The organism is Paracoccus lichenicola (genome assembly GCF_009708075.1).
In the GTDB taxonomy this organism is placed as follows: Bacteria; Pseudomonadota; Alphaproteobacteria; order Rhodobacterales; family Rhodobacteraceae; genus Paracoccus; species Paracoccus lichenicola.
Genome location: NZ_WMBT01000006.1, coordinates 123,441 through 144,287, shown reverse-complemented (window position 1 = coordinate 144,287; position 20,847 = coordinate 123,441). Strand labels below are relative to the sequence as shown.

The following is a 20,847-nucleotide window of genomic DNA, read 5'->3' as shown; positions in this document are numbered from 1 at the left end:
TGGTTTTTTATGGGGGTTTCATATCACAAGCCAGCGTGATCTGACTAGGTTCTGACGAATTCCGCCACCGTCTCGACATGCGGCGACCACCGGAACTGATCGACCACCGACAGCCGGGCCAGCGCGAATCCGCCTTCGGCAAGAAGCTGCGCATCCCTTGAGAAATTGACCGGATCGCAGGCCACGAAGGCCACCTTGCCGACCCTCGAGGCCGCGATTTCACGGGCTTGCGCCTCGGCCCCGGCACGAGGCGGGTCGATCACGATTGCGTCAAAACGGTTCAGTTCGTCCGCCAGCAGGGGCCTGCGGGCGAGGTCGCGAATCTCGGTCGTGACGCGGTTCAGGCCGGGAGCGCCGCGCCAGCCCACATCCAGGGCGGCCAGGGGGGCCGCCAGGCCTTCGACCGCATGGACCGATGCGGATTCGGCCAGGGGCAGCGAAAACGTCCCGCAGCCCGCGAACAGATCGACGATGCGTGACGCGCCCGCCGTGACATCGCGCACCGCGGACAGCAGCGCGGCCTCGCCTTCCGCCGTGGCTTGCAGGAACCCGCCCGGCGGGGGCACCACCCGCGCCCGGCCCATGGGCAGGGCGGGCGGGCGGCGGGTGATCGACTGGTTGTCCCAAGTCAGTCGCGCCAGGTCGCCCTCGTCCGCCAGGGCGGCAAGGGTCTGGAACAGCGCCGGATCCATCGGCTTGCCGCCGGTGACGGTCAGATCCAGACCGGCGGGACCATGGATCACGGTCATCGCCAATTCGCCGCCGCGCGAGGCGCCCGCCACGGTGATCCGCCGCAGCAGGGGCAGGGCGGCGGTGATCTGGGGACGCATGACGTGGCATTCGGCCAGATCCACGATCACGTCGGACGCCCGGGCATGAAAACCCACCAGCGCGCCCTTCTTCGTGCGTTTCCCGGACAGCACCGCCCGCCGCCGCGACAAGGGCGGCGAGACATGCACGCCCGTGATCGGCGCGGGCAGCCTGCGCGCGGCCAGGGCGGTCTCGACCACCTGCCGCTTCCATTCGGTCGTGAAGCCTTCGCTGGCGTGCATCAGCGAACAGCCCCCGCAGGCGCGGTAATGCGCGCAGACAGGGCGCACCCGGTCGGGCGAGGGCGTGACGATGCGCGGCGTGGCGATGCGGCCCCCTTTGGCCTCGCCCTCGACCGCCTCTCCCGGCAGGGTCAGGGGGGCCAGGGCGCGGCCCGCGTCACCCACGGCCACGCCGTCGCCGCGCCGGCCCAGGCATTCGACATGCCACAGGGTCATTCCGCCGCTTCCTCGGTCCCCAGGAAGCCGCCCGACTGGCGGTTCCAGTATCGCGCATAAAGCCCGCCGCGCGCCAGCAACTGCCCGTGGCTGCCCTGTTCCACGATCCGGCCTTCGTTCATGACGACGATCCGGTCCAGTTCGGCGATGGTGGACAGGCGGTGCGCGATGGCCAGCACCGTCTTGCCCTTCATCGCGCGGACCAGGGCGTCCTGGACCTGGGCCTCGACCTCGCTGTCCAATGCGCTCGTCGCCTCGTCCAGGACCAGGATCGGCGCGTCCTTGAGGAAGGCGCGGGCCAGGGCGATCCGCTGGCGCTGCCCGCCCGACAGCTTGACCCCGCGTTCCCCCAGATGCGCGTCGTATCCCTTGCGGCCCTGGTGATCCTGCAGGGTCAGGATGAAGTCATGCGCCTCGGCGGCGCGGGCCGCAGCCTCGATGTCCGCCTGTGACGCGCCGGGACGGCCATACAGGATGTTGTCGCGCGCGGACCGGTTGAACATCGCGGTTTCCTGCGTGACCATGCCGATATTGCGGCGCAGGCTTTCCTGGGTGACATGGCGCAGATCCTGTCCGTCGATGCGGATCGCGCCTTTTTCCACGTCGTAAAGCCGCAGCAGCAAAGCCACCATCGTGGACTTGCCCGCCCCCGACGCGCCGACGATGCCGACCTTTTCCCCCGCGCGGACATGCAGGTCCACGTCGCGCAGGCCGCCGTCGTCGCGGCCATAGGCAAAACCCACATGGTCGAAGTCGATGCGCCCCGCCACGCGGTCCAGGGCCACGGCGTCGGACGCGTCGGTCAGGGCATGGGGCGGGGACAGGGTCTTCATGCCGTCCTCGACCTCTCCCACGCTGCCCCACACGCCCATCAGGGCCATGCTGACCCAGCCGGTCATCTGGGACAGGCGCATGGCGATAGCCCCTGCGGCGGCCACGTCGCCCGGCGTGGCCGCGCCCTGCCGCCACAGCATGATCGACCCGCCGACCAGGATCACCGGCAGCACGCCCGCGATCACCATCAGCGACATGCGGAAGGTGCTGCTGACCACGCCGAAATCCAGGGCGCGGTCGCGGAAGCCCGACATGGCGCCCAGGGCGGCACGATCCTCGTGTTCGGCATGGGCGAACAGCTTGACGGTCTTGATGTTGGTGATGGTGTCCACCACCTGGCCGGTGATCATCGCGCGGGCCGATGCGCGCGCCCCGGATTTCGCCCGAATGCGCGGCAGGAAGAACCGGATCAGCGCCAGATAGGACAACATCCAGACGATCAGCGCGATGGCCCCCCAGCCATCGACCGACACAAGAAAGGCCGCCGACCCCAGGACCGAGGCCAGCGCGAAGGCCACCACGTTCACCATTTCCGACGCCACATCGGTGACGGCTCGGGCGGTCTGCATCTGCTTTTGCGCCAGCCGCCCGGCAAAGTCGTTATCGAAGAAGGCGACCGAATGGCCCATGGTCCAGCGGTGAATCCGCGACAGCACCAAGGGCAGCACGTTCGGGCCGATGATGACGCTGCTGGTCGCGGTCGAGAACCCGAAGATCAGCGGCCGCAGCAAAAGGAAAAAGCCTGCGAAGGCCAGGACCAGCCAGCCGTTCTGATCCCAGAAGGCAGCGGGATCGCCGGTGGCGATGGCGTCCACCACCCACCCCAGCAGGACGGCGGCCACGACATCCGCGACACCCCCCAGGGCCGATGCGATGGCAGCAAGGCCAAGCCCGCCCCATGCCCCCGCAAGGCACCAGCGGAAAAAGGCCAGCAGCGTGGCAGGCGGCGGGCCGTCCGCCGGGCGGAAGGCGTCGATCAGGCCGCCTAGGCGGTGGTGCAGGGTCATGCGGTCTCTCCGGCCAGCAGGGCGATGTCGATCAACGCCGGAGCAGGCAGGGCAAAGCCCGCCTCGATCCACGCATCTTCGGCGGCTTTCAGGCCATGGCCCAACGCCGCGCCCTGCAGGTCCGGTTGCAGGTCGGCCGCGGAAATCGGCAGGGGGCGGGCGGCGGCCTGCGCATCCGCCCAGCCGTCGCGCGGACCGGACGGGCCGGTCTGGACCAGAAGGGCTGCGGCAAGGGCCAGATCGCCGTGCAGGTGATAGGCGATGCGGTTGAAGGACCAATCTTGCGCCAGGGCCGTCACAAGCGCGCGGTGGTCGCGGGCGTCATGGCGCGACAGGCGCAGGGCATCGGACAGGTCGGCCTGCGATAACGCGGCCAGACGCGCCAGCCAGGGGGCAGGGGATGGCAGGGCAAACAGCCGGTCGGGCGTGGCATCGGGCAGCACCTTGTCCAGCACGCCCGTGTCCCGCATCAGCCGGACGGCGGGAACGGGATCGGGGGCCATCAGCAGCTTGCGCAGTTCCTGGCCAATGCGTTCGCGGGAAATCCGGTCCAGCCCGTCGCGCCCCTCGCGGCAGGCGGCCACCGCGGCAGGGTCGGCGTCGCGGCCATACCAGGCGAGGAACCGGAAAAAGCGCAGGATGCGCAGGTAATCCTCGGCAATGCGCCGCGCGGGTTGGCCCACAAAGCGCAGGCGGCGGGCGCGCAGGTCGTCCAGTCCGCCCACCGGGTCGATGACCGTGCCGTGCCGGTCGGCGTAAAGCGCGTTTATCGTGAAATCGCGGCGGCGCGCGTCCTGGGCCAGGTCATCGGAAAAGGCCACGACCGCCCGGCGTCCGTCGGTTTCGACATCGTGACGCAGGGTCGTCACCTCGAACCCGCGCCCGCCTGCCACGACCGTGACCGTGCCGTGGTCGATGCCCGTGGGCACCGGTCTCAGCCCCGCCGCCCGGGCCAGCCGCGTGACGGCATCGGGGGGCGCGTCGGTCGCCAGATCCAGATCGCCCACGGGTTCGCCCAGCAGCGCATTGCGCACCGCGCCGCCCACCAGCCAGGCACGATGCCCGCCCGCCTCGATGGCGTCGAAGACCGATTGCAGGGCGGGATCCCGCATGACCTGACCGGGAAGCCGGGTCACGCCTGCATCCTTCCGGCAAGTCCCAGCAGGATCCGCGCCGTCGCGCCCCACAGGTAATAGGGACCGAAGGGTGCGGCGTGATAGCTGCGCCAGCCCTCGCGCCAGCGGCGGCGTTCGACGCGATAGCGGGACGGATCGGCGATGTGGGCGAAGGGCAGGGTGAAGGCCTCCTCGACCTCGCCCGGCTGGGGGCGGGGATGGAAGGGGCCGCGGATGATGCCGAGGACCGGAGTGACGGCAAAGCCCGTGACGGTGTGGTGCGGGGGCAGGGCGCCCAGCAGATCGACCTGGGCGGGGTCCAGGCCCACTTCCTCCTGCGCCTCGCGCAGGGCGGCGGCGATTTCGTCCGCATCCGTGGGATCGACCTTGCCGCCGGGCAGGGCGATCTGGCCCGGATGATGGCGCAGGCCGGAGGCCCGCTTGGTCAGGAGCAGCCGCCCGTCGGCCTCGTGAAAGGCCGCCAGGACGCCCGCCGGGCGCAGATGGGCGGCTGGCAGGGCCGCGTCCGGGTTCAGGTCGTAATCCGAACTCGGCCCCGCCTGGACGGACAGGGCCTGGCGCAGACGATCCTCGGACCAGTCCGGGATCACTCGGCCGCCCTGTCGGACAGGGGTTGGCCATCGGCATCGACCGTCGCCTCGAACCCCAGGCTGTGCGGGTCGAATTCGTAATGCGCGCCGCAGAACTGGCAATCGGCGGTGACGATGCCCCCGTCCGTGGTCATGTGCGCGATGTCCTTGGCCGAATAGATCGACAGGGTGTCGCGCACCCGGTCCGCCGTGCAGGAACAGCCGAATTCCACCCGCTGCGTGTCGAAGACGCGCGGTTCCTCCTCGTGGAACAGGCGCAGCAGCAGGTCGGTCGGCCCGACCGAGGGGCCGATCAGTTCAAGGGTTTCAACGGTATCCAGCAGCAGGTTGGCGCGGTTCCAATCCTCGGATTCCATGCCCTGCAGGATGTCGGCGGCCTCGATCAGCCCGCCTTCGCCGCTGCCGCCTTCGCCTTGCATGGGGGTGGCGGGCAGGGTTTGCAGCATCATGCCGCCCGCGCGCCAATGGCCGCCTTCGCCCGGCAGGCGGGAAGGGCCGCTGGCCAGCTGGAACCGGGTCGGCAGCTGTTCGGATTGCGCGAAATAGATCCGGGCGCAGGCCGACAGCGACCCGCCCGCCAGCGGCGTGATCCCCTGATAGGGCAGCGAGCCTTCGCCCTGGTCGATCAGCAGGGCGAAATACCCCTCGCCGATCTGCTGGAAAGGCGGGCGGCCGTCCAGGCGGCCCTCGTCGAAGCTGGCCCAGGCTCGGATCCGGGCGGGCGCGCCGTCCTGCTGCGGCGCGAGATAGTCGGCGGCCAGCGTGCGGATCGCGCCATTGCCGCGCACCTGCAGGCTCAGCTTCCAGCGCAGCTTGACGGTGGGACCGATCAGCGCCACCAGCAGCGCCAGTTCCGCCACCATCGCGCTGACCGGCGCCGGATAGTCGTGGCGCGACAGGATATGGTCCAGCACCCCGTCCAGCCGGACGACGCGTCCGCGAATGTCCGAACGGTCCAACTGGAACGGCAACACCGTGTCGTCCCACGCGATCTGGTTGATCTTGCTCATGCAGCTTATCCTGAAATGCGGTGCAGGCCCGCAGGGGCGGGCCAGGTCGCGCACAATATAGGGACTTCCGCGCCGATCCCAAGGGGCGGCTTCCGCAGCGCCCCGGCCCGCGCTAGACAGGCGGAAACCAGCAGAGGTCCCCATGATCCGCCGATATTGCGATTCCCCGCAGCCGGGACGGCGCCATCACCTGCGGCCGGGCGCCTACGGGTTGCTGGTGCGCGACGGGCGCCTGCTGCTGACCCGCCAGTCCGAGCCGGAACCCGAGTTCCAGTTGCCCGGCGGCGGCATCGACCCGGGCGAGAGCGGCCTGCGCGCCCTGCATCGCGAGGTGTGGGAGGAAACCGGCTGGACCATCGGCCAGGCCCGCCGGCTGGGTGCCTATCGCCGCTTTGCCTTCATGCCGGACCATGGGCGATTCGCCGAAAAGCTGTGCCATGTCTGGATCGCCCGGCCGGTCCTGCGCCTGTCCGACCCGATCGAGCCGCATCACGGCGCCCATTGGGCCAGCCCCCTGGCCGCGATGGACCTGCTGGCCGATCCCGGCGCGCGGGCCTTCCTGGCGCGGTTCCGGTCGCTGATCTAGCGGGCGGGCAGAGGCACCGTCTCGGCCGGGGCCAGGAATTCGATCAGCACGGCCGACATGTCGTCCTGGCGTTCGCCCCGGCAGTATTCCGACACCGACCAGGCCATGGATTCCAGGAACACGTGCCCGCCCAGAAAGGCGTTGGTGCGCAGGATCGCCTCGACCCCGTCATCGCCCAGAAGGCGGCCTGCGGGGTTCGTCGCCTCGGTGATGCCGTCCGAACAGATCAGCAGCCGGTCGCCCGGCTCCATCACCAGCTCGATCTCGTCGAAGACCGGCTTTTCGAAGACGCCGATCGGCATCCCGCCATTGCCCAGGGGCCGGACGGACCCGTCGGCGCGTTGCAGGACCGGATGGGGATGGCCCGCCTGGACCATGCGCAACCGGCCCGTGGCATGGTTCAGTTCCGCATAGATCATCGTGTAATAGGTGTCGGTCGCCATCTCCTCGAGCATCATGTTGTTGAAGAAATGCGCAAGCGCCGCCGGGCTGACCGCATCGGTCCCGGTCTGGGCTGCGCGGAGCGCGACGTTCTGGTCGGCCGATCCCGACAGATGCACCGACAGTTGCGCGGTCAGCAGCGCCGCCGTGACCCCGTGGCCCGACACGTCCAGCGCATAGATGCCCACCCGGTCCTCGCCGATCGGGAAAAAGCCCACCAGGTCGCCGCCGATATGGCCCGCCGGGCGCAACAGCAGCGACAGCTGGATCGGACCGAACCGGCCCGAGCGTTCCTTGACCAGCCCCTGCTGCAACTTCCGCGCCTCGCGCAGGTCGCGGTCGATGGCAGCCTGCGTTTCGCGCAGCCGGTCCAGGGCCGCGCGCAGCTGCGCGTTGCTGGCGCGCAGTTCCTCCTCGACCCGCAGGATCCGTTCGCCCGCGGCCAGGCGCGCCAGCAGTTCCTGTTGCATGACGGGCTTGGTCAGGAAATCGTCCGCCCCCGCCTCCAGCCCGCGAGAGATATCCTCGGCATCCCGGGCCGAGGTCAGCAGCACGAAATAGCCATAGTTGCTGCGCGCGCTGGCCCGGAAGGCGCGGCACAGATCCAGCCCGGTTTGTTCCGGCATGACCCAGTCCGACAGGACGATGTCGGGTTCGATCCGCTGGCACAGGTGCAACGCTTCCTCGACCGAGGCAGCCTCATGCACGTCGTAATGCGCGCGCCGCAACTGGATGGCGAAGATGCGGCGTTGCGCGGCATTGTGACTGACCACAAGGACGCGCCGCAGAAGCCGCGCCGCGGGCGGCTTGGGTGAAGGAGAGGTCTGGCGATTCGCGCGTTTCATGCCCCAGGTGATAACCCCCCGGCGGTAAAGGCGCGGTAAACGCGGAAACTCAGACCAGCAGTTCGGACAGGATCTCGTCGTTGGTGATGTCGCGGTAAACGAAGCCCGCGCGGTCCAGCCGCGTCTTCAGCGCCGTCAGGTTCTGCGGCGCCGCCGTTTCGATGCCGATCAGGATCGAGCCGAAGTTGCGCGCGGATTTTTTCAGATACTCGAACCGCGCCACGTCGTCGTCAGGTCCCAGCAGCTCCAGGAAATCGCGCAGCGCGCCGGGGCGCTGGGGCAGGCGCAGGACGAAGTATTTCTTGACGCCCGCAAAGCGTTGCGCGCGTTCCTTGACCTCGGGCAGGCGCTCGAAGTCGAAATTGCCGCCCGAACAGACGCAGACCACGCGCTTGCCGGACAGGTCGCCCAGATCGCCCAGCACGTCGATGGCCAGCGCGCCCGCGGGTTCCAGGACCACGCCCTCGTGGTTCAGCATCTGCAACATGGTGATGCAGATCCGGTCCTCGGGCGCCAGATGCACGTCCGCGGGGGAAAAGCGGCGCAATGCCTCGAAGGGCAGGGTGCCGATGCGGGCCACCGCTGCGCCATCGACGAAATTGTCCACGGCAGGCAGGGCGACGGGGGCGCCTTGCTGCAAGGCCGCCTGCAGGCTGGCCCCGCCCAGGGGTTCGGCGAATGCGAACCGCGTGCCGGGCGCCATGTCCAGGAAATAGCGCGTGATCCCGGCGGACAGCCCGCCGCCGCCCACCGGCAGGACGACCAGATCGGGCGCGCCGCCCAGCTGTTCCAGGATTTCCAGACCCACGGTGGCCTGGCCTTCGATCACGTCGGCCGAATCGAAGGGGGCCAGGAACTGCGCGCCGTGTTCGGCGGCAAAGGCCTGGGACGCGGCCAGCGTCTGGTCGAAATAGTCGCCCGTCAGCACGATCTCGATGGCGTCGCCGCCGAAGACCTTGGTCTTGTCGATCTTCTGCTTGGGCGTCGTCACCGGCATGAAGATCGTGCCCTTGGCGCCGAAATGGCGGCAGGCATAGGCCACGCCCTGCGCATGGTTGCCCGCGCTGGCGCAGACGAAATGCGCGTTGGTGGCCTGCCCCGGCGTGACCCGCTTGCGCATGGCGTTGAAGGCGCCCCGCAGCTTGTAGGAGCGCACGGGCGTCAGATCCTCTCGCTTGAGCCAGATGTCCGCCCCGAACCTGGCCGACAGGTGGTCGTTGCGCTGGAGCGGCGTCGGCTCGAACAGGTCGCGGATCGCGGTTTCGGCGTTGCGGACGAGGGCGGCGAAGGGGGCAGGGTTTTCCATGCGCCTGCGCATGACGCGAAAGCGGGCGTTTGGCAAGGGTTCAGCGCAGACGATGGCTGCTGGAAATCCGGCCATACAGGACAGTCAGCAGGCTTAACCATAAGGCCCAGTCTAACAACGATTTGAGAACGGCATAGACCATAAGCGCAGCAAACAGCCCGGTATTCCTGCCAGGGCCAACGCTGCCGATAACCGGCGCCAGCATCGCGCGTTCGATCAAGGGGAACAGGGACTGGAATGCAACAAGAGCAACCGAGACCCCCAGAAAGACCGTCCAGCGCGATCGTGCCTGGCGCAGGACGCCTGACATCGGCCTGCCGATCGCGATGGGGACCAGTTGCACGAAAAGAAGAAGCACGAGCGTGCCGATGGGGAATGTGGCGGCCAGCATCCCAAGCTGAACCTGCCAAACCGGCACGTGCCCCCAAAGGCTGGAACCAAGCAGGACCCCGACCAGAAGCAGGCCCCATGTGATGATGGCGAACGGGATGAACATCACCGCATAGCCGACCATCTCTCGGACATGCAGGCGCGGCACCCAGCCGAAGTGTTCGCCCAGCAGCACCTTCCGATGGAAGTTCACCGAGGTCCATGCCGCGCAGAAGGCGAGAACCGCGATGATGATGGTGAAATACGCTTGCGGCGGCACGAGGGTTCCACCGCGTCGGATCAGCAGGAAACATGCCGCATAGACAGTTGCCCCGATCAGGCTGGGCAGGGCAAAGACCCGCAGCGTTTGGGGAAACCCGGCGAAGATGGTGAGGACTGCGGTCCAGAGAATGCGCAGGATGATCATGTCGTCCTTAAAATGTGCCTGCCAGGCAAGCGTCGTGTCGCGGATCGTGTCCTGCCGTTCCTATCCATTCCCACACCCTTGTGACAACGCGCCTTCTGCCTTATTGCCCCGGAAACTTCGCCAAAGGGTTAACCGCATGTCTGACGCGCCGAAAAAAGTCGTCCTTGCCTATTCGGGCGGGCTGGACACCTCGATCATCCTCAAGTGGCTGCAAACCGAATACGGCTGCGAGGTCATCACCTTCACCGCCGACCTGGGCCAGGGCGAGGAGCTGGAACCCGCGCGCGCCAAGGCCGAACTGCTGGGCATCGCCCCCGAAAACATCCACATCGAGGACCTGCGCGAGGAGTTCGTGCGCGACTTCGTGTTCCCGATGTTCCGCGCCAACGCGGTCTATGAAGGCCTCTACCTGCTGGGCACCTCCATCGCGCGCCCGCTGATCTCGAAGCGGCTGGTGGAACTGGCGCACCAGCACGGCGCCGATGCGGTGGCTCATGGCGCGACCGGCAAGGGCAACGACCAGGTGCGGTTCGAGCTGTCGGCCTATGCGCTGGACCCGTCGATCAAGGTCATCGCGCCCTGGCGGCTGTGGGATCTGACCAGCCGCACGAAGCTGATCGAATTTGCCGAACAGAACCAGATCCCCATCGCCAAGGACAAGCGCGGCGAGGCGCCGTTCAGCGTGGACGCGAACCTGCTGCACACCTCATCCGAGGGCAAGGCGCTGGAAAACCCGGCGGAACCCGCGCCCGATTATGTCTATCAGCGCACCGTGAACCCCGAGGATGCGCCCGACACCCCCGAATTCGTGGAGATCACCTTCGAGCGCGGCGATGCGGTCGCGATCAACGGCGAGGCGCTGTCCCCCGCCACCATCCTGACCCGGCTGAACGAACTGGGCGGCACCCACGGCATCGGGCGTCTGGATTTCGTGGAAAACCGCTTCGTCGGCATGAAGTCGCGCGGCATCTACGAAACGCCGGGCGGCACGATCCTGCTGGAAGCGCACCGGGGGATCGAGCAGATCACGCTGGACAGCGGCTCGGGCCACCTCAAGGACAGCCTGATGCCGCGCTATGCGGAACTGATCTACAACGGCTTCTGGTTCAGCCCGGAACGCGAGATGCTGCAGGCGCTGATCGACAAGTCGCAGGAGCATGTCTCGGGCACCGTGCGGCTGAAGCTCTACAAGGGCCTTGCCACCTGCGTCGGCCGCTGGTCGGACCGGTCGCTTTACAGCGAGGCGCATGTGACCTTCGAGGATGACGCGGGCGCTTATGACCAGAAGGACGCGGCGGGCTTCATCAAGCTGAACGCGCTGCGCCTGAAGCTGGTGGCGAACCGGAACGCGCGGGTGAAGTGACCGCCCCCTGACGCATCGGAAGGGCCGCGGCACCCCCGCGGCCTTTTCTTTTGGCGTTTGCTGACCCACAGTGGCCCGGACCAGCGAAAGGCCCCCGCCATGACCGACCGCCCCGCCCGCATTGCCATTCTCACCGTCAGCGACCGCGCCGCGCGCGGCGAATACGAGGACAAGGGCGGCCCCGGCGCGGAAAGCTGGCTGAAGGGCGTGGTGACATCGCCCATGGAGATCACCCGCGTGATCGTCCCCGACGGCCGCGAGGGCGTGGCCGCGACCCTGCGCGAACTGGTCGAGGGCGGCGCGGACCTGATCCTCGTCACCGGCGGCACCGGCCCCGCGCCCCGCGACCAGACGCCCGAGGCGGTTTTCGATGTCGCGGAAAAGGAACTGCCCGGATTCGGAGAGGAAATGCGCCGCGCCTCCCTGGCCGAGGTGCCGACGGCGATCCTGTCGCGGCAAACGGCGGTGATTCGGGACGCGACGCTGATCATCACGCTGCCGGGGAAGCCTTCGGCAATCGCGACCTGTCTGAACGCGGTGTTCGCGGCGGTGCCCTATTGTCTGGATCTGATCGGCGCGGCGCGGGTGGAGACGGATGCGAGGAAGGTGAAGGCGTTTCGGCCGGGCGAGCGCAAACCAATGCCCTGATGCTGCGGCGGATCGAAGGTTTCGCACCTTCCCGTGGCGGGGAGACGCCGGGCAACGAACTGCCCGGGACCGGAACCGCGCCAGCCTATGTCAGCAGATCGACGGTGCGCAGAAGGTCGTCCAGATCCGCCTCGAAGCAATGCCGGTCACCTTCCGCGACCACGAAACCGTAGCCCATCCCCATCATGTCGGTGAATTCCTTGTAGATGTTGTTGAATCGGTGCGGAGGCTGGATGGTCATCATGGCGCCGCCATCAGCCAGGGTCAGGAAGGCATGTGCCATTCCGCTGCCCTCGACGCCGATGGCGACGCGCGCGCCCGACAGCTTGCGGACGATCTCCTCGGCGGTTTCGCGTTCGGGGTCCACGATCTCAAAGCCGCGCGAGGCCAATCCTTCGGCTATCTCATTTTCGTTTCGCAAGATCCGCTGGTGGCCCGAACGTCCGCGCACCAGAAAGACCCCGTGCCCTTCGCGTGCGGCAGGCAGATCATGAAGGCGCTGGCGCAGCGTCCGGAAACGTTGGCGCCGGTTCCCGGTCATGCCGATGTCCTGAAAGATCCAAGCATCTTTTATCCGGGCATTGCCCGTATCCGTCAGCTTGATGCCCATCATCTTGTGATAATCGGCGGGATGGCTCCAGCCTGCATGGTGGCGGCTTGCTGGCCGGTAGGCGGGCGCGAAATTTTGGGCCAGAAGGACGGTGGCAGAGTCGTCACACAGGAAATGGCCGAAGTAAATGTCACTGACGGGTGTGCCAACAAGGGCGGCATGGCCAATCTCGGCATCGACTGCCCCGACAAGGGGTGGCCGATCCTTCAGCATCTGATGCCCGACGCCACCGCAATACAGCGTTCCGCCGACAAGCGCGCAGTTCTTGAGGCGATAGGCCATCGTGGCCGCGTGATGAACCGGCGTCGCGGAAATTCTTTCCATTTCGAGTTGATGCGTGGTTTCGGGCTGAACGTCCTTCACGCGATCCAGCTGTCCCGGGAGATAGGCCGCCTTCGAGCGTATGCCGCTTTCGGCCTCGGCGACGATGACCGTTTCCCTGGCCGCTCTTGCCAGGGTGCCATCAAGGGAAAGACGCTTTCGGATGCGATACGCCAAGGGTGCCAGGGACATGAGCAACCACCATCAGTTTCGATGCGCTCAGCCGCATCCCGCAACGGGGGAGGCAGTCGCGAATGAACCGGGCGGCACGCTATAGACCGGTGATCCTGTCGTCAACTCACCCGAACCACCCCACCACCCACGGCGCGATCACCGCCGTCAGCACCGCGTTCAGTCCCATCCCGATCCCCGAGAAAGCCCCCGCCGTCTCGTTCACCTGAAACGCCCGCGCCGTGCCGATCCCGTGCGCGGCCACGCCCACGGCAAAGCCCCTCGCCCGCCAGTCCCGCACCTGCAACGCGTTCAGAAGCGGCGTCACCACGATGGCCCCGAAGATCCCCGTCAGCAGCACCAGGGCCGCCGTCAGCGTCGGCTGGCCGCCGATGCGTTCCGCGATGCCGATGGCGACCGGGGCCGTGGTGGATTTGGGCGCCAGGGACGCTAGGACCGGACCCGAAATCCCGAAGGCCCGCGCGATCAGCAGGGCGGATACCATCGCCACCACCGATCCCACGGCAAGCCCCGCCAGCATCGGCCAAAAGGCGCGGCGCACCCTGGGCAGGTTGTCGTAAAGCGGCAGCGCCAGGCAGACCGTCGCGGGGCCGAGCATGAAGTGGACGAACTGCGCGCCCTCGAAATAGGTGGCGTAATCGGTGCCGGTCGCGCCCAGCAGGACCGCAAGCCCGATCACCGCGATCAGCACCGGGTTGGCCCAGCTTTGCCGCCCCGTCGCGCGGAACAGGGCGTCGCCGATGACATAGGCCGCCAGCGTCGCCGTCAGCCACAACAGCGGGCCTTGCGCCAGATAGGACCAGATCAGCGCGGGATCGGTCATGGCCGATCCTTCAAGGCCTCGGGATCGACCGATCCGGTCCAGCGGGCGACCGCCTGGAAGGCCAGCGCCCCCGCCGCGATGGCCAGCACGGTGGACCCCATGATCGCCAGGGCCAGGCCCGCCCCGTGCTGCCGCAGCACCGGCCAATGCGCCACCACCCCCACGCCCGCGGGCACGAAGAACAGCGACAGATGCGCCAGAAGCCCCTGGGCCGTGGGCCGCAGCCGGCAGGCCAAGGCCGGGCGCAGGACGCAGGCCAAGACCAGCAGGCACAGGCCCACCACCGGGCCGGGCAGGGGCAGGTCCAGCGCGCGGGACAGGATCTCTCCGACAAGCTGGAAGGCCAGAATCAGGGACAGGGCGACGATCATGGCCCGATGCTAGCAAGAATTGGCCGTCCCACCATGCGCATCTTGTGGAAACTGTCTTGCGCCGGGGCAGATATGGTTGACTCGGACCCCCGCGATGCGACAATCCCCGGAAGAACAAAAAGGAACCCCGCTTGCGCTTCGACCGGCTTCGCCTCAACGGCTTCAAGAGCTTCGTGGACCCGACCGACCTGGTCATCCGCGAGGGGCTGACCGGCGTGGTCGGCCCGAACGGCTGCGGCAAGTCGAACCTGCTGGAAGCCTTGCGGTGGGTCATGGGCGAGAACCGCCCCACCGCCATGCGCGGCGAGGGGATGGAGGACGTGATCTTCGCGGGCACCGCCCGCCGCTCCGCCCGCGCCCAGGCCGAGGTGGTGCTGACCGTGGACAACCGCGACCGGCTGGCGCCTGCGGGCTTCAACGACGACGATCAGTTCGACATCGTGCGCCGGATCACCCGCGACGCAGGGTCGGCCTACAGGATCAACGGGAAAGAGGTTCGGGCGCGCGACGTGCAGATGCTGTTCGCGGACGCTTCGACCGGGGCGCACAGCCCGGCGCTGGTGCGGCAAGGGCAGATCAGCGAATTGATCAGCGCCAAGCCGCGGTCCCGCCGCCGGATCCTGGAGGAAGCGGCGGGGATCAGCGGGCTTTACCAGCGCCGCCACGAGGCGGAACTGAAGCTGAACGGGGCCGAGGCGAACCTGACCCGGGTCGAGGACACGCTGGACCAGTTGTCCACGCAGGTGGTGTCGCTGACCCGCCAGGCCCGCACCGCCGCGCGATACCGCGAGATCGGCGCGGCGCTGCGGCTGGCCGAGGGCGCGCTGCTTTATCGCCGCTGGTCCGAGGCCGAGGCCGCGCGCCTGGCCGCCGCCGAGGCGCTGGCCGGGGCGGTCCGCGATGCCGCTGCGGCCGAGGCGGCCTCGAATGAGGCATCGGCCCGGCGAGAGGCTGCGGAGGCCGCGCTGCCCGAGTTGCGCGAGGAGGAACAGGTCGCCGCCGCCATCCTGTCGCGCATCATGGTCGAACGCGAGGCCCTGGACGACGCCGATGCCCGCGCCGCGCAGGCCATCGCCGACCTGCAAGCCCGCATCGCCCAGCTTGCCCGCGACCTTGAGCGCGAGGAGGCGCTGAACCGCGATGCGGGCGAGGTGGTGGAGCGGCTGGCCGGGGAAAAGGCCGAACTGGAGGAAGCCGGGCAGGGGCATGACGCGCGCCTGGATGCCGCCGCCCATGCTGCTGACGAGGCCGCCGAGGCCCTGCGCGAGATCGAGAGGCGGCTGGCGGAACTGACCGACGAGACGGCGCGCCTGGCCGCGCGGCACCAGTCGGCGGAACGGCTGGTGGCGGACCTGCGCGCCATGCTGGACCGGTCGGACCGCGCGGCCGCGCAGGCGCGAGCGAGTGCCGGCCATGCCGATGAAACCGGCGCCGCGGCCCTCCAGTCCGTGGCCGAGGCCGAGCAGGCGCAAGAGCTTGCCCTGGCCCGGGCCGAGGCTGCCGAGGACGCCCTGGCCCAGGCCGAGGCCGCCCGCGCCGGGACCGAGGCCGCCGAGGCGCGTTCCCGCATCGCCCGCGCCGAGGCCGAGGGCGAAGCCGGCGCGCTTGCCGCCGAGATGGCGGCGCTGCGCCGCCTGGTGGAACGGAACCAGTCCGGCGGCCGGGCGATCCTGGACCAGGTGACGGTCGCCAGGGGACACGAACTGGCCTTCGGCGCGGCTTTCGGCGACGACCTGCGGGCGGGGCTGGCGGGGGATGGCGAGGGCGGCTGGCACCTGCTGGCCGCGTGGGACGATCCGCAGCCCCTGCCCGAAGGCGCGGCCCCCCTGGCCCCGCATGTCTCCGGTCCCGCCGTTCTGGCGCGCCGGTTGTCGCAGGTGGGTCTGGTGACCGATGCCGCAACGGCTGCCTCGATGCAGGGCGCGCTGAAACCGGGGCAGCGGCTGGTCACGCCCGCAGGCGATCTGGTCCGCTGGGACGGGATGCGGGTGGTGGCGGGCGAGGCCTCATCCGCCGCCGCGCTGCATCTGCAACAGGTGAACCAACTGGCCGAGGTCACGGCCCGGGCAGCCGAGGCATCGGCCCGGGCGGACAGCGCCATCGACGCGCACGAGGCGGCCCGGGCGGTCCTGGCCGATGCGGCAGGGGCCGAGAGGTCGGCCCGTGATGCCCGGCGCGATGCGGAACGGCACCTGTCGGATGCCGCCCGTGCCCTGACGCGGGCCGAATCCGGCCTGTCTCTGATCCGCAGCCGCGCGGAATCGGCCCGCGCGGAACTGGCCCGCCACCAGGCGGATGCCGCCGACGCCCGGGACCGCCTGGCCCAGGCCCAGGCCGCCCTGTCGGATCTGCCCGACCGGTCCCAGGCGGCAGAGGCTCTGGACCACGCCCGCACCGGGGTCGAGGCCGCGCGCATCGCCACCATGTCCCGCCGCGCCGCCCTGGACGAGTTGCGGCGCGAGGGCGACGACCGCGCCAAGCGCCTGCACCGGATCGCCAGGGAGGAATCCGGCTGGCGGCAGCGCCTGCAACAGGCGGGCAGCCGCGCCGCCGAACTGATCGCCCGCCGCGATGCCGCCATCGACGAACTGGCCCGGGCCGAGGCGCAGCCCGCCGCCCTGGCCGAGCGCCGCGCCAGCCTGCGCGCGCGGGAAGCGGATGCCGAGGCCCGGCTGTCCGCCGCCCGCGCTGCCCTGTCCGCAGCCGAGGACGCCGCCCGCACCGCCGCCCATGCCGAGCGAGAGGCCGAGCGCGCCGCATCGGAAGCCCGCGAAACCCGCGCCACGCGCGAGGCACGGGGCGAGGCCGCGCGGAATGCCGAGGCTGCCGCCCGCGCACGCATCCTGGACGAAGCCGAGACGACGCCTCAGGCCCTGCTGGCATCCCTGGGCGATACGCTGCCCGACACGCCCGCCACCGCGCTCGAGGACCGCATCGCCCGGCTGCGCACGCAGCGCGACGGGCTTGGCGCCGTGAACCTGCGCGCCGACGAGGACAAGCGCCAGCTTGAAGCCGAGCGCGACCGCCTGGCCGCCGAGAAGGCCGATCTGGAAGAAGCCATCCGCAAGCTGCGCGCGGGCATCGCCAGCCTGAACCGCGAGGGCCGCGAACGGCTGCTGGCGGCTTTCGACGCGGTGAACGCCAACTTCACCACGCTGTTCACCACCCTGTTCGGCGGCGGCGAGGCGCGGCTGGCGCTGGTCGAATCCGACGATCCGCTGGACGCGGGGCTGGAAATCCTGTGCCAGCCGCCGGGCAAGAAGCTGTCCACCCTGTCGCTGCTGTCGGGGGGCGAGCAGACCCTGACCGCCATGGCCCTCATCTTCGCCGTCTTCCTGGCCAACCCCGCGCCCATCTGCGTGCTGGACGAGGTGGACGCGCCCTTGGACGACGCCAATGTCAGCCGCTTCTGCGACCTGCTGGACGAGATGACGCGGCGCACCGACACGCGCTTCCTGATCATCACCCACCACGCCGTCACCATGTCGCGCATGGACCGGCTGTTCGGCGTGACCATGGTCGAGCAGGGCGTGAGCCAGTTGGTCAGCGTCGATCTGAAACGCGCCGAGGCTCTGGTCGCGTGACGGATGCCGCGCTAGGGTTTCGGCCCGAACCACAGGAGCGTTCCATGAGCATCGAAGCAACCTTGGCCGAAAAAGGCATCACCCTTCCGGCAGCGCCCGCCCCTGCGGCCAATTACGTCCCCTTCGTGCAAACCGGCAACCTGGTCTTCGTGTCGGGCCAGATCAGCCAGGATGAGGGTGGCCTGATCAAGGGCCGGCTGGGCGACGGCATGTCGGTCGAGGACGGCGCCGCCGCCGCGCGCCGCTGCGGTCTGTCGCTGATCGCGCAACTGAAGGCCGCCGTGGGCGATCTGGACCGGGTGAAGCGCGTGGTCAAGCTGACGGGCTTCGTCAATTCGACCCCCGATTTCACCGACCAGCCCAAGGTCATCAACGGCTGTTCCGACCTGATGGTCGAGGTCTTCGGCGAGGCCGGCCGCCACGCCCGCGCCGCCGTCTCCGCCCCCGCGCTGCCCCTGGGCGTCGCGGTCGAGATCGAAGCCATCTTCGAGGTGGCGTGATGGCGCTGCCCCCCGTCTTCCTGACCACGCCCTTCGCCCATCGCGGCCTGCACGGTCCCGGCGTCCCCGAAAACAGCCTGGCCGCCGCGCAGGCCGCCATGGACGCGGGCTACGGGATCGAGCTGGACATCCAGCCTGCCCGTGACGGCACGCCCATGGTGTTTCACGATTACGACCTGGCGCGGCTGACGGGCGCGCCGGGGCTTGTGACGGATTTCGCCCCCGACGCCTTGGCGGCCCGCCGCCTGCTGGGCACGGACAACCCCATCCCCACGCTGCGCCAGTTCCTGGATCTGGTCGCGGGCCGCGTCCCCCTGCTGGTCGAGATCAAGGATCAGGACATGTCGCTGGGTCCGAATGTCGGCCTTCTGCACAAGGCGGTGGCTGCGGCCTTGCAGGGCTATGACGGCCCGGTTGCCGTCATGTCCTTCAACCCCCACGTGGTCGCGGGTTTTCACAAGCTGGCCCCGGAAATCCCGGTCGGCTTGACCACCTGCGGCTATGCGGAACAAGACTGGCCCGGCCTGCCCGAGGAAACCCGCAGCCACCTGGCCGGGATCAACGATTTCAATGAAACCGGCGCCTGCTTCGTGTCCCATGACAAGACCGACCTGGCCAATCCGCGCCTGGACGCGCTGAAGGCGCAGGGCGTGCCAATCCTGTGCTGGACCATCCGCAGCGCCGGAGAGGAAGCCTTGGCCCGCCGCGTGGCGGACAACATCACCTTCGAGGGCTATCGGGCGGCGTTCTGAAGCCGGGGGACTTCACGTCCCCCTGCCTGCCGCAAGGCGGCAGGCGTTCGCCGCTGAAAAAGGTCCACTGGACCTTTTTCCGGGCGCGTCTCACCCCGTGGGATATTTAAGCCAAGGCAAAAGCGTGATTGTGCGCTTGGGCGGCTGACAAAGCCGTTGCCAATGCCTAGCTTGGCCCCATGAACGCGCTGACCCTGTCCACCCATCCCGGCATCGCCGCGATCCCCGCCGAGACCTGGGACGCGCTTGGCGACGGCAATCCCTTCACCACGCATCGCTTTCTGCTGGCATTGGAGGAGTCCGGCTCGGTCGGGCGCGGCACGGGGTGGCAACCGCTGCATGTGACGCTGGAGGAGGGTGGCCGCGTGGTCGCCGCCGCGCCGCTTTACGCGAAATCCCACAGCCAGGGCGAATACATCTTCGACCATGCCTGGGCCGAGGCTTACACACGCGCAGGCGGGCGTTATTATCCGAAATTGCAGGCCGCCGTGCCCTTCACCCCCGTGACCGGCGCGCGGCTGCTGGCCTATGATCCCGCCATGCGGCAATCCCTGCTGGCCGGGTTGACTCGGGTCGCCGAACGCGTCGGGGCGTCGGGTGTGCATGTCACCTTCTGCACGGAAGAGGAGGCGCAGGCCGGGGCCGGGATCGGCTTCCTGCCCCGCGTAACCCAGCAGTTCCACTGGTTGAACCGGGGCTATGGCAGCTTCGACGATTTCCTGGGGGCGCTGTCCTCGCGCAAGCGCAAGGATCTGCGCAAGGAACGCGCCCGGGCGCAGGCCTTCGGCGGCACGATCCGGCACCTGACGGGCGACGACCTGAAGCCGCACCATTGGGACGCCTTCTGGGCCTTTTACCAGGACACCGGCAGCCGCAAATGGGGGCGGCCCTATCTGACGCGGGCCTTCTTCGACCACCTGCACCAGACGATGCGCGACGACATCCTGCTGGTCCTGGCCGAACGCGACGGGCGGCCCGTGGCAGGCGCGCTGAACTTCATCGGGCCGGACGCGATCTATGGCCGCTATTGGGGCTGCGTCGAGGACCACCCCTTTTTGCATTTCGAGCTGTGCTATCACCAGGCCATCGACGTGGCCATTGCGCGCGGCCTGTCCCGGGTCGAGGCGGGGGCGCAGGGCGAACACAAGCTGGCGCGGGGATACGAACCCGTCGCCACCCATTCCCTGCACTGGGTCGCGGACGAGGGGTTTGGCCGCGCCCTGGCCGATTACCTGGACCGCGAACGCGAGGCCATGGGCGAGGAGATCGAGGCCCTGGCCGACTTCACCCCCTTCCGCAAGGAAGGCTGACCGGCGGTCGCCCGCCGGTCGCCGGGGTCACACCTTTTCCAGAAGCGCCTCGCCCGCGCTGACGCTGCACTGGCCGGGGCTGTCCTCGACCTCGAACGCGGTGAACGCGCCGTCCTTCAGCAGCGCCGCGAACCGCTTGCAGCGGCCATGCAGCCCGGCGGGCGGGGCGTCGAAGTCCAGGCCAAGCGCGCGGGTCAGGCTGCCGTCGGCATCGGCCAGAACCTCGATCCCCGCTGTGTCGGCGCCGGTCGCCTTGGCCCAGGCATCGGCCACGAAGGGATCGTTCACGGTGATGCAGACGATCCGGTCCACGCCCTTGGCGCGGAAGGCGTCGGCGTTGCGCACGAAGCTGGGCATGTGCGCGTTGGTGCAGGTGCCGGTGAAGGCGCCGGGCACGCCGAACAGGGCGACGCGGCCCCGGGCCAGGTCGGCGGTATCGACGGCCTCGGGGCCATTCGCTCCCACGCGCAGCAGCTGGGCCTGGGGCAGCTTGTCTCCGACGGTGATGGTCATCCTGTCCTCCTTGGAATTGCAACGGATTCGTGGCGACTATA

General features: G+C 69.0%; 19 protein-coding genes. 7 read left to right on the top strand and 12 right to left on the bottom strand.

Features of this window, described 5'->3' with window-relative positions; translation table 11 throughout:
- Positions 1 to 44: 44 nt before the first annotated feature.
- The 5 genes from GIY56_RS11805 to hslO are packed head-to-tail and all read right to left on the bottom strand — an operon-like array spanning position 45 to position 5,845.
- On the bottom strand, positions 45 to 1,268 hold the full coding sequence (locus tag GIY56_RS11805; protein ID WP_154765047.1) for a class I SAM-dependent RNA methyltransferase: 1,224 nt from the start codon (positions 1,266 to 1,268) through the stop codon (positions 45 to 47).
- A complete protein-coding gene (locus GIY56_RS11800; protein ID WP_154765046.1) occupies positions 1,265 to 3,109 on the bottom strand; it encodes an ABC transporter ATP-binding protein in 1,845 nt (614 codons plus the stop codon). Before GIY56_RS11800 ends, GIY56_RS11805 begins: the two co-directional genes overlap by 4 nt.
- The gene (locus tag GIY56_RS11795) at positions 3,106 to 4,245 is read right to left on the bottom strand and encodes a CCA tRNA nucleotidyltransferase (RefSeq protein WP_328288526.1); all 1,140 of its coding nucleotides are present in this window, start codon (positions 4,243 to 4,245) and stop codon (positions 3,106 to 3,108) included. The genes GIY56_RS11800 and GIY56_RS11795 overlap by 4 nt, the downstream gene beginning before the upstream one ends.
- Positions 4,242 to 4,835 carry a CoA pyrophosphatase gene (locus tag GIY56_RS11790; protein ID WP_328288525.1) on the bottom strand — a complete coding sequence of 198 codons (594 nt, stop codon included), beginning with the start codon at positions 4,833 to 4,835 and terminating at the stop codon, positions 4,242 to 4,244. The genes GIY56_RS11795 and GIY56_RS11790 overlap by 4 nt, the downstream gene beginning before the upstream one ends.
- Positions 4,832 to 5,845 carry an Hsp33 family molecular chaperone HslO gene (hslO, locus tag GIY56_RS11785; protein ID WP_154765045.1) on the bottom strand — a complete coding sequence of 338 codons (1,014 nt, stop codon included), beginning with the start codon at positions 5,843 to 5,845 and terminating at the stop codon, positions 4,832 to 4,834. Before hslO ends, GIY56_RS11790 begins: the two co-directional genes overlap by 4 nt.
- 142 nt (positions 5,846 to 5,987) lie before the next feature.
- Between hslO and GIY56_RS11780 the strand changes: the two genes are divergently transcribed.
- Entirely contained in the window at positions 5,988 to 6,431 is a 444-nt protein-coding gene (locus tag GIY56_RS11780) for an NUDIX domain-containing protein (protein WP_154765044.1), read from the top strand.
- On the opposite strand, the gene GIY56_RS11775 is transcribed toward GIY56_RS11780, so the two are convergent.
- Genes GIY56_RS11775 through GIY56_RS11765 form a run of 3 tightly spaced genes read right to left on the bottom strand, consistent with a single transcriptional unit; the run spans position 6,428 to position 9,819 of the window.
- Positions 6,428 to 7,717, bottom strand: coding sequence for a PP2C family protein-serine/threonine phosphatase (locus GIY56_RS11775; RefSeq protein WP_154765043.1), 1,290 nt, complete (start codon positions 7,715 to 7,717; stop codon positions 6,428 to 6,430). The two genes, GIY56_RS11780 and GIY56_RS11775, sit on opposite strands and share 4 nt — an antisense overlap.
- 49 nt (positions 7,718 to 7,766) lie before the next feature.
- Positions 7,767 to 9,023, bottom strand: coding sequence for a threonine ammonia-lyase IlvA (gene ilvA, locus GIY56_RS11770; RefSeq protein ID WP_154765042.1), 1,257 nt, complete (start codon positions 9,021 to 9,023; stop codon positions 7,767 to 7,769).
- A gap of 40 nt (positions 9,024 to 9,063) precedes the next feature.
- Entirely contained in the window at positions 9,064 to 9,819 is a 756-nt protein-coding gene (locus GIY56_RS11765; RefSeq protein ID WP_154765041.1) for a hypothetical protein, read from the bottom strand.
- Between GIY56_RS11765 and GIY56_RS11760 the strand changes: the two genes are divergently transcribed.
- On the top strand, positions 9,779 to 11,182 hold the full coding sequence (locus GIY56_RS11760) for an argininosuccinate synthase (RefSeq protein WP_328288524.1): 1,404 nt from the start codon (positions 9,779 to 9,781) through the stop codon (positions 11,180 to 11,182). The genes GIY56_RS11765 and GIY56_RS11760 overlap by 41 nt on opposite strands.
- 99 nt (positions 11,183 to 11,281) lie before the next feature.
- Entirely contained in the window at positions 11,282 to 11,830 is a 549-nt protein-coding gene (gene mog, locus GIY56_RS11755) for a molybdopterin adenylyltransferase (protein ID WP_154765039.1), read from the top strand.
- An 85-nt stretch (positions 11,831 to 11,915) separates the two neighbouring features.
- On the opposite strand, the gene GIY56_RS11750 is transcribed toward mog, so the two are convergent.
- The 3 genes from GIY56_RS11750 to GIY56_RS11740 all read right to left on the bottom strand — a co-directional run bounded on the left by GIY56_RS11750 (position 11,916) and on the right by GIY56_RS11740 (position 14,147).
- Positions 11,916 to 12,953 carry a glycosyltransferase 61 family protein gene (locus tag GIY56_RS11750; protein ID WP_154765038.1) on the bottom strand — a complete coding sequence of 346 codons (1,038 nt, stop codon included), beginning with the start codon at positions 12,951 to 12,953 and terminating at the stop codon, positions 11,916 to 11,918.
- 106 nt (positions 12,954 to 13,059) lie between these two features.
- A complete protein-coding gene (locus GIY56_RS11745) occupies positions 13,060 to 13,776 on the bottom strand; it encodes an LrgB family protein (RefSeq protein WP_154765037.1) in 717 nt (238 codons plus the stop codon).
- A complete protein-coding gene (locus GIY56_RS11740) occupies positions 13,773 to 14,147 on the bottom strand; it encodes a CidA/LrgA family protein (protein WP_154765036.1) in 375 nt (124 codons plus the stop codon). Before GIY56_RS11740 ends, GIY56_RS11745 begins: the two co-directional genes overlap by 4 nt.
- A 131-nt stretch (positions 14,148 to 14,278) precedes the next feature.
- Here GIY56_RS11740 and GIY56_RS11735 point away from each other — a divergent pair, with 131 nt between their 5' ends.
- The 4 genes from GIY56_RS11735 to GIY56_RS11720 all read left to right on the top strand — a co-directional run bounded on the left by GIY56_RS11735 (position 14,279) and on the right by GIY56_RS11720 (position 20,293).
- Positions 14,279 to 17,731, top strand: a complete 3,453-nt coding sequence (locus GIY56_RS11735) for a chromosome segregation SMC family protein (RefSeq protein ID WP_154765035.1) — start codon at positions 14,279 to 14,281, stop codon at positions 17,729 to 17,731.
- Between the two features lie 44 nt (positions 17,732 to 17,775).
- Positions 17,776 to 18,231: a RidA family protein gene (locus tag GIY56_RS11730; protein ID WP_154765034.1), complete on the top strand. Its 456-nt coding sequence runs from the start codon at positions 17,776 to 17,778 to the stop codon at positions 18,229 to 18,231.
- Positions 18,231 to 18,983 (top strand): glycerophosphodiester phosphodiesterase family protein, encoded by a 753-nt coding sequence (locus GIY56_RS11725; protein ID WP_154765033.1) that lies wholly within the window; start codon positions 18,231 to 18,233, stop codon positions 18,981 to 18,983. The genes GIY56_RS11730 and GIY56_RS11725 overlap by 1 nt, the downstream gene beginning before the upstream one ends.
- Positions 18,984 to 19,162: 179 nt before the next feature.
- The gene (locus GIY56_RS11720) at positions 19,163 to 20,293 is read left to right on the top strand and encodes a GNAT family N-acetyltransferase (RefSeq protein WP_154765032.1); all 1,131 of its coding nucleotides are present in this window, start codon (positions 19,163 to 19,165) and stop codon (positions 20,291 to 20,293) included.
- A gap of 27 nt (positions 20,294 to 20,320) precedes the next feature.
- On the opposite strand, the gene GIY56_RS11715 is transcribed toward GIY56_RS11720, so the two are convergent.
- Complete coding sequence (locus tag GIY56_RS11715; protein ID WP_154765031.1) at positions 20,321 to 20,806, bottom strand: peroxiredoxin; 486 nt, start codon at positions 20,804 to 20,806, stop codon at positions 20,321 to 20,323.
- Positions 20,807 to 20,847: the final 41 nt, after the last annotated feature.

Bases quoted from the DNA above. Each gene is read 5' to 3' on its own strand.
- GIY56_RS11800 (WP_154765046.1), bottom strand. From the start codon at position 3,109: ATGACCCTGCACCACCGCCTAGGCGGCCTGATCGACGCCTTCCGCCCG.
- GIY56_RS11760 (WP_328288524.1), top strand. From the start codon at position 9,779: ATGGTGAGGACTGCGGTCCAGAGAATGCGCAGGATGATCATGTCGTCC.
- GIY56_RS11745 (WP_154765037.1), bottom strand. From the start codon at position 13,776: ATGACCGATCCCGCGCTGATCTGGTCCTATCTGGCGCAAGGCCCGCTG.
- GIY56_RS11730 (WP_154765034.1), top strand. From the start codon at position 17,776: ATGAGCATCGAAGCAACCTTGGCCGAAAAAGGCATCACCCTTCCGGCA.
- GIY56_RS11740 (WP_154765036.1), bottom strand. From the start codon at position 14,147: ATGATCGTCGCCCTGTCCCTGATTCTGGCCTTCCAGCTTGTCGGAGAG.
- GIY56_RS11715 (WP_154765031.1), bottom strand. From the start codon at position 20,806: ATGACCATCACCGTCGGAGACAAGCTGCCCCAGGCCCAGCTGCTGCGC.
- hslO (WP_154765045.1), bottom strand. From the start codon at position 5,845: ATGAGCAAGATCAACCAGATCGCGTGGGACGACACGGTGTTGCCGTTC.
- ilvA (WP_154765042.1), bottom strand. From the start codon at position 9,023: ATGGAAAACCCTGCCCCCTTCGCCGCCCTCGTCCGCAACGCCGAAACC.
- GIY56_RS11805 (WP_154765047.1), bottom strand. From the start codon at position 1,268: ATGACCCTGTGGCATGTCGAATGCCTGGGCCGGCGCGGCGACGGCGTG.
- GIY56_RS11780 (WP_154765044.1), top strand. From the start codon at position 5,988: ATGATCCGCCGATATTGCGATTCCCCGCAGCCGGGACGGCGCCATCAC.
- mog (WP_154765039.1), top strand. From the start codon at position 11,282: ATGACCGACCGCCCCGCCCGCATTGCCATTCTCACCGTCAGCGACCGC.
- GIY56_RS11725 (WP_154765033.1), top strand. From the start codon at position 18,231: ATGGCGCTGCCCCCCGTCTTCCTGACCACGCCCTTCGCCCATCGCGGC.
- GIY56_RS11765 (WP_154765041.1), bottom strand. From the start codon at position 9,819: ATGATCATCCTGCGCATTCTCTGGACCGCAGTCCTCACCATCTTCGCC.
- GIY56_RS11720 (WP_154765032.1), top strand. From the start codon at position 19,163: ATGAACGCGCTGACCCTGTCCACCCATCCCGGCATCGCCGCGATCCCC.
- GIY56_RS11750 (WP_154765038.1), bottom strand. From the start codon at position 12,953: ATGTCCCTGGCACCCTTGGCGTATCGCATCCGAAAGCGTCTTTCCCTT.
- GIY56_RS11775 (WP_154765043.1), bottom strand. From the start codon at position 7,717: ATGAAACGCGCGAATCGCCAGACCTCTCCTTCACCCAAGCCGCCCGCG.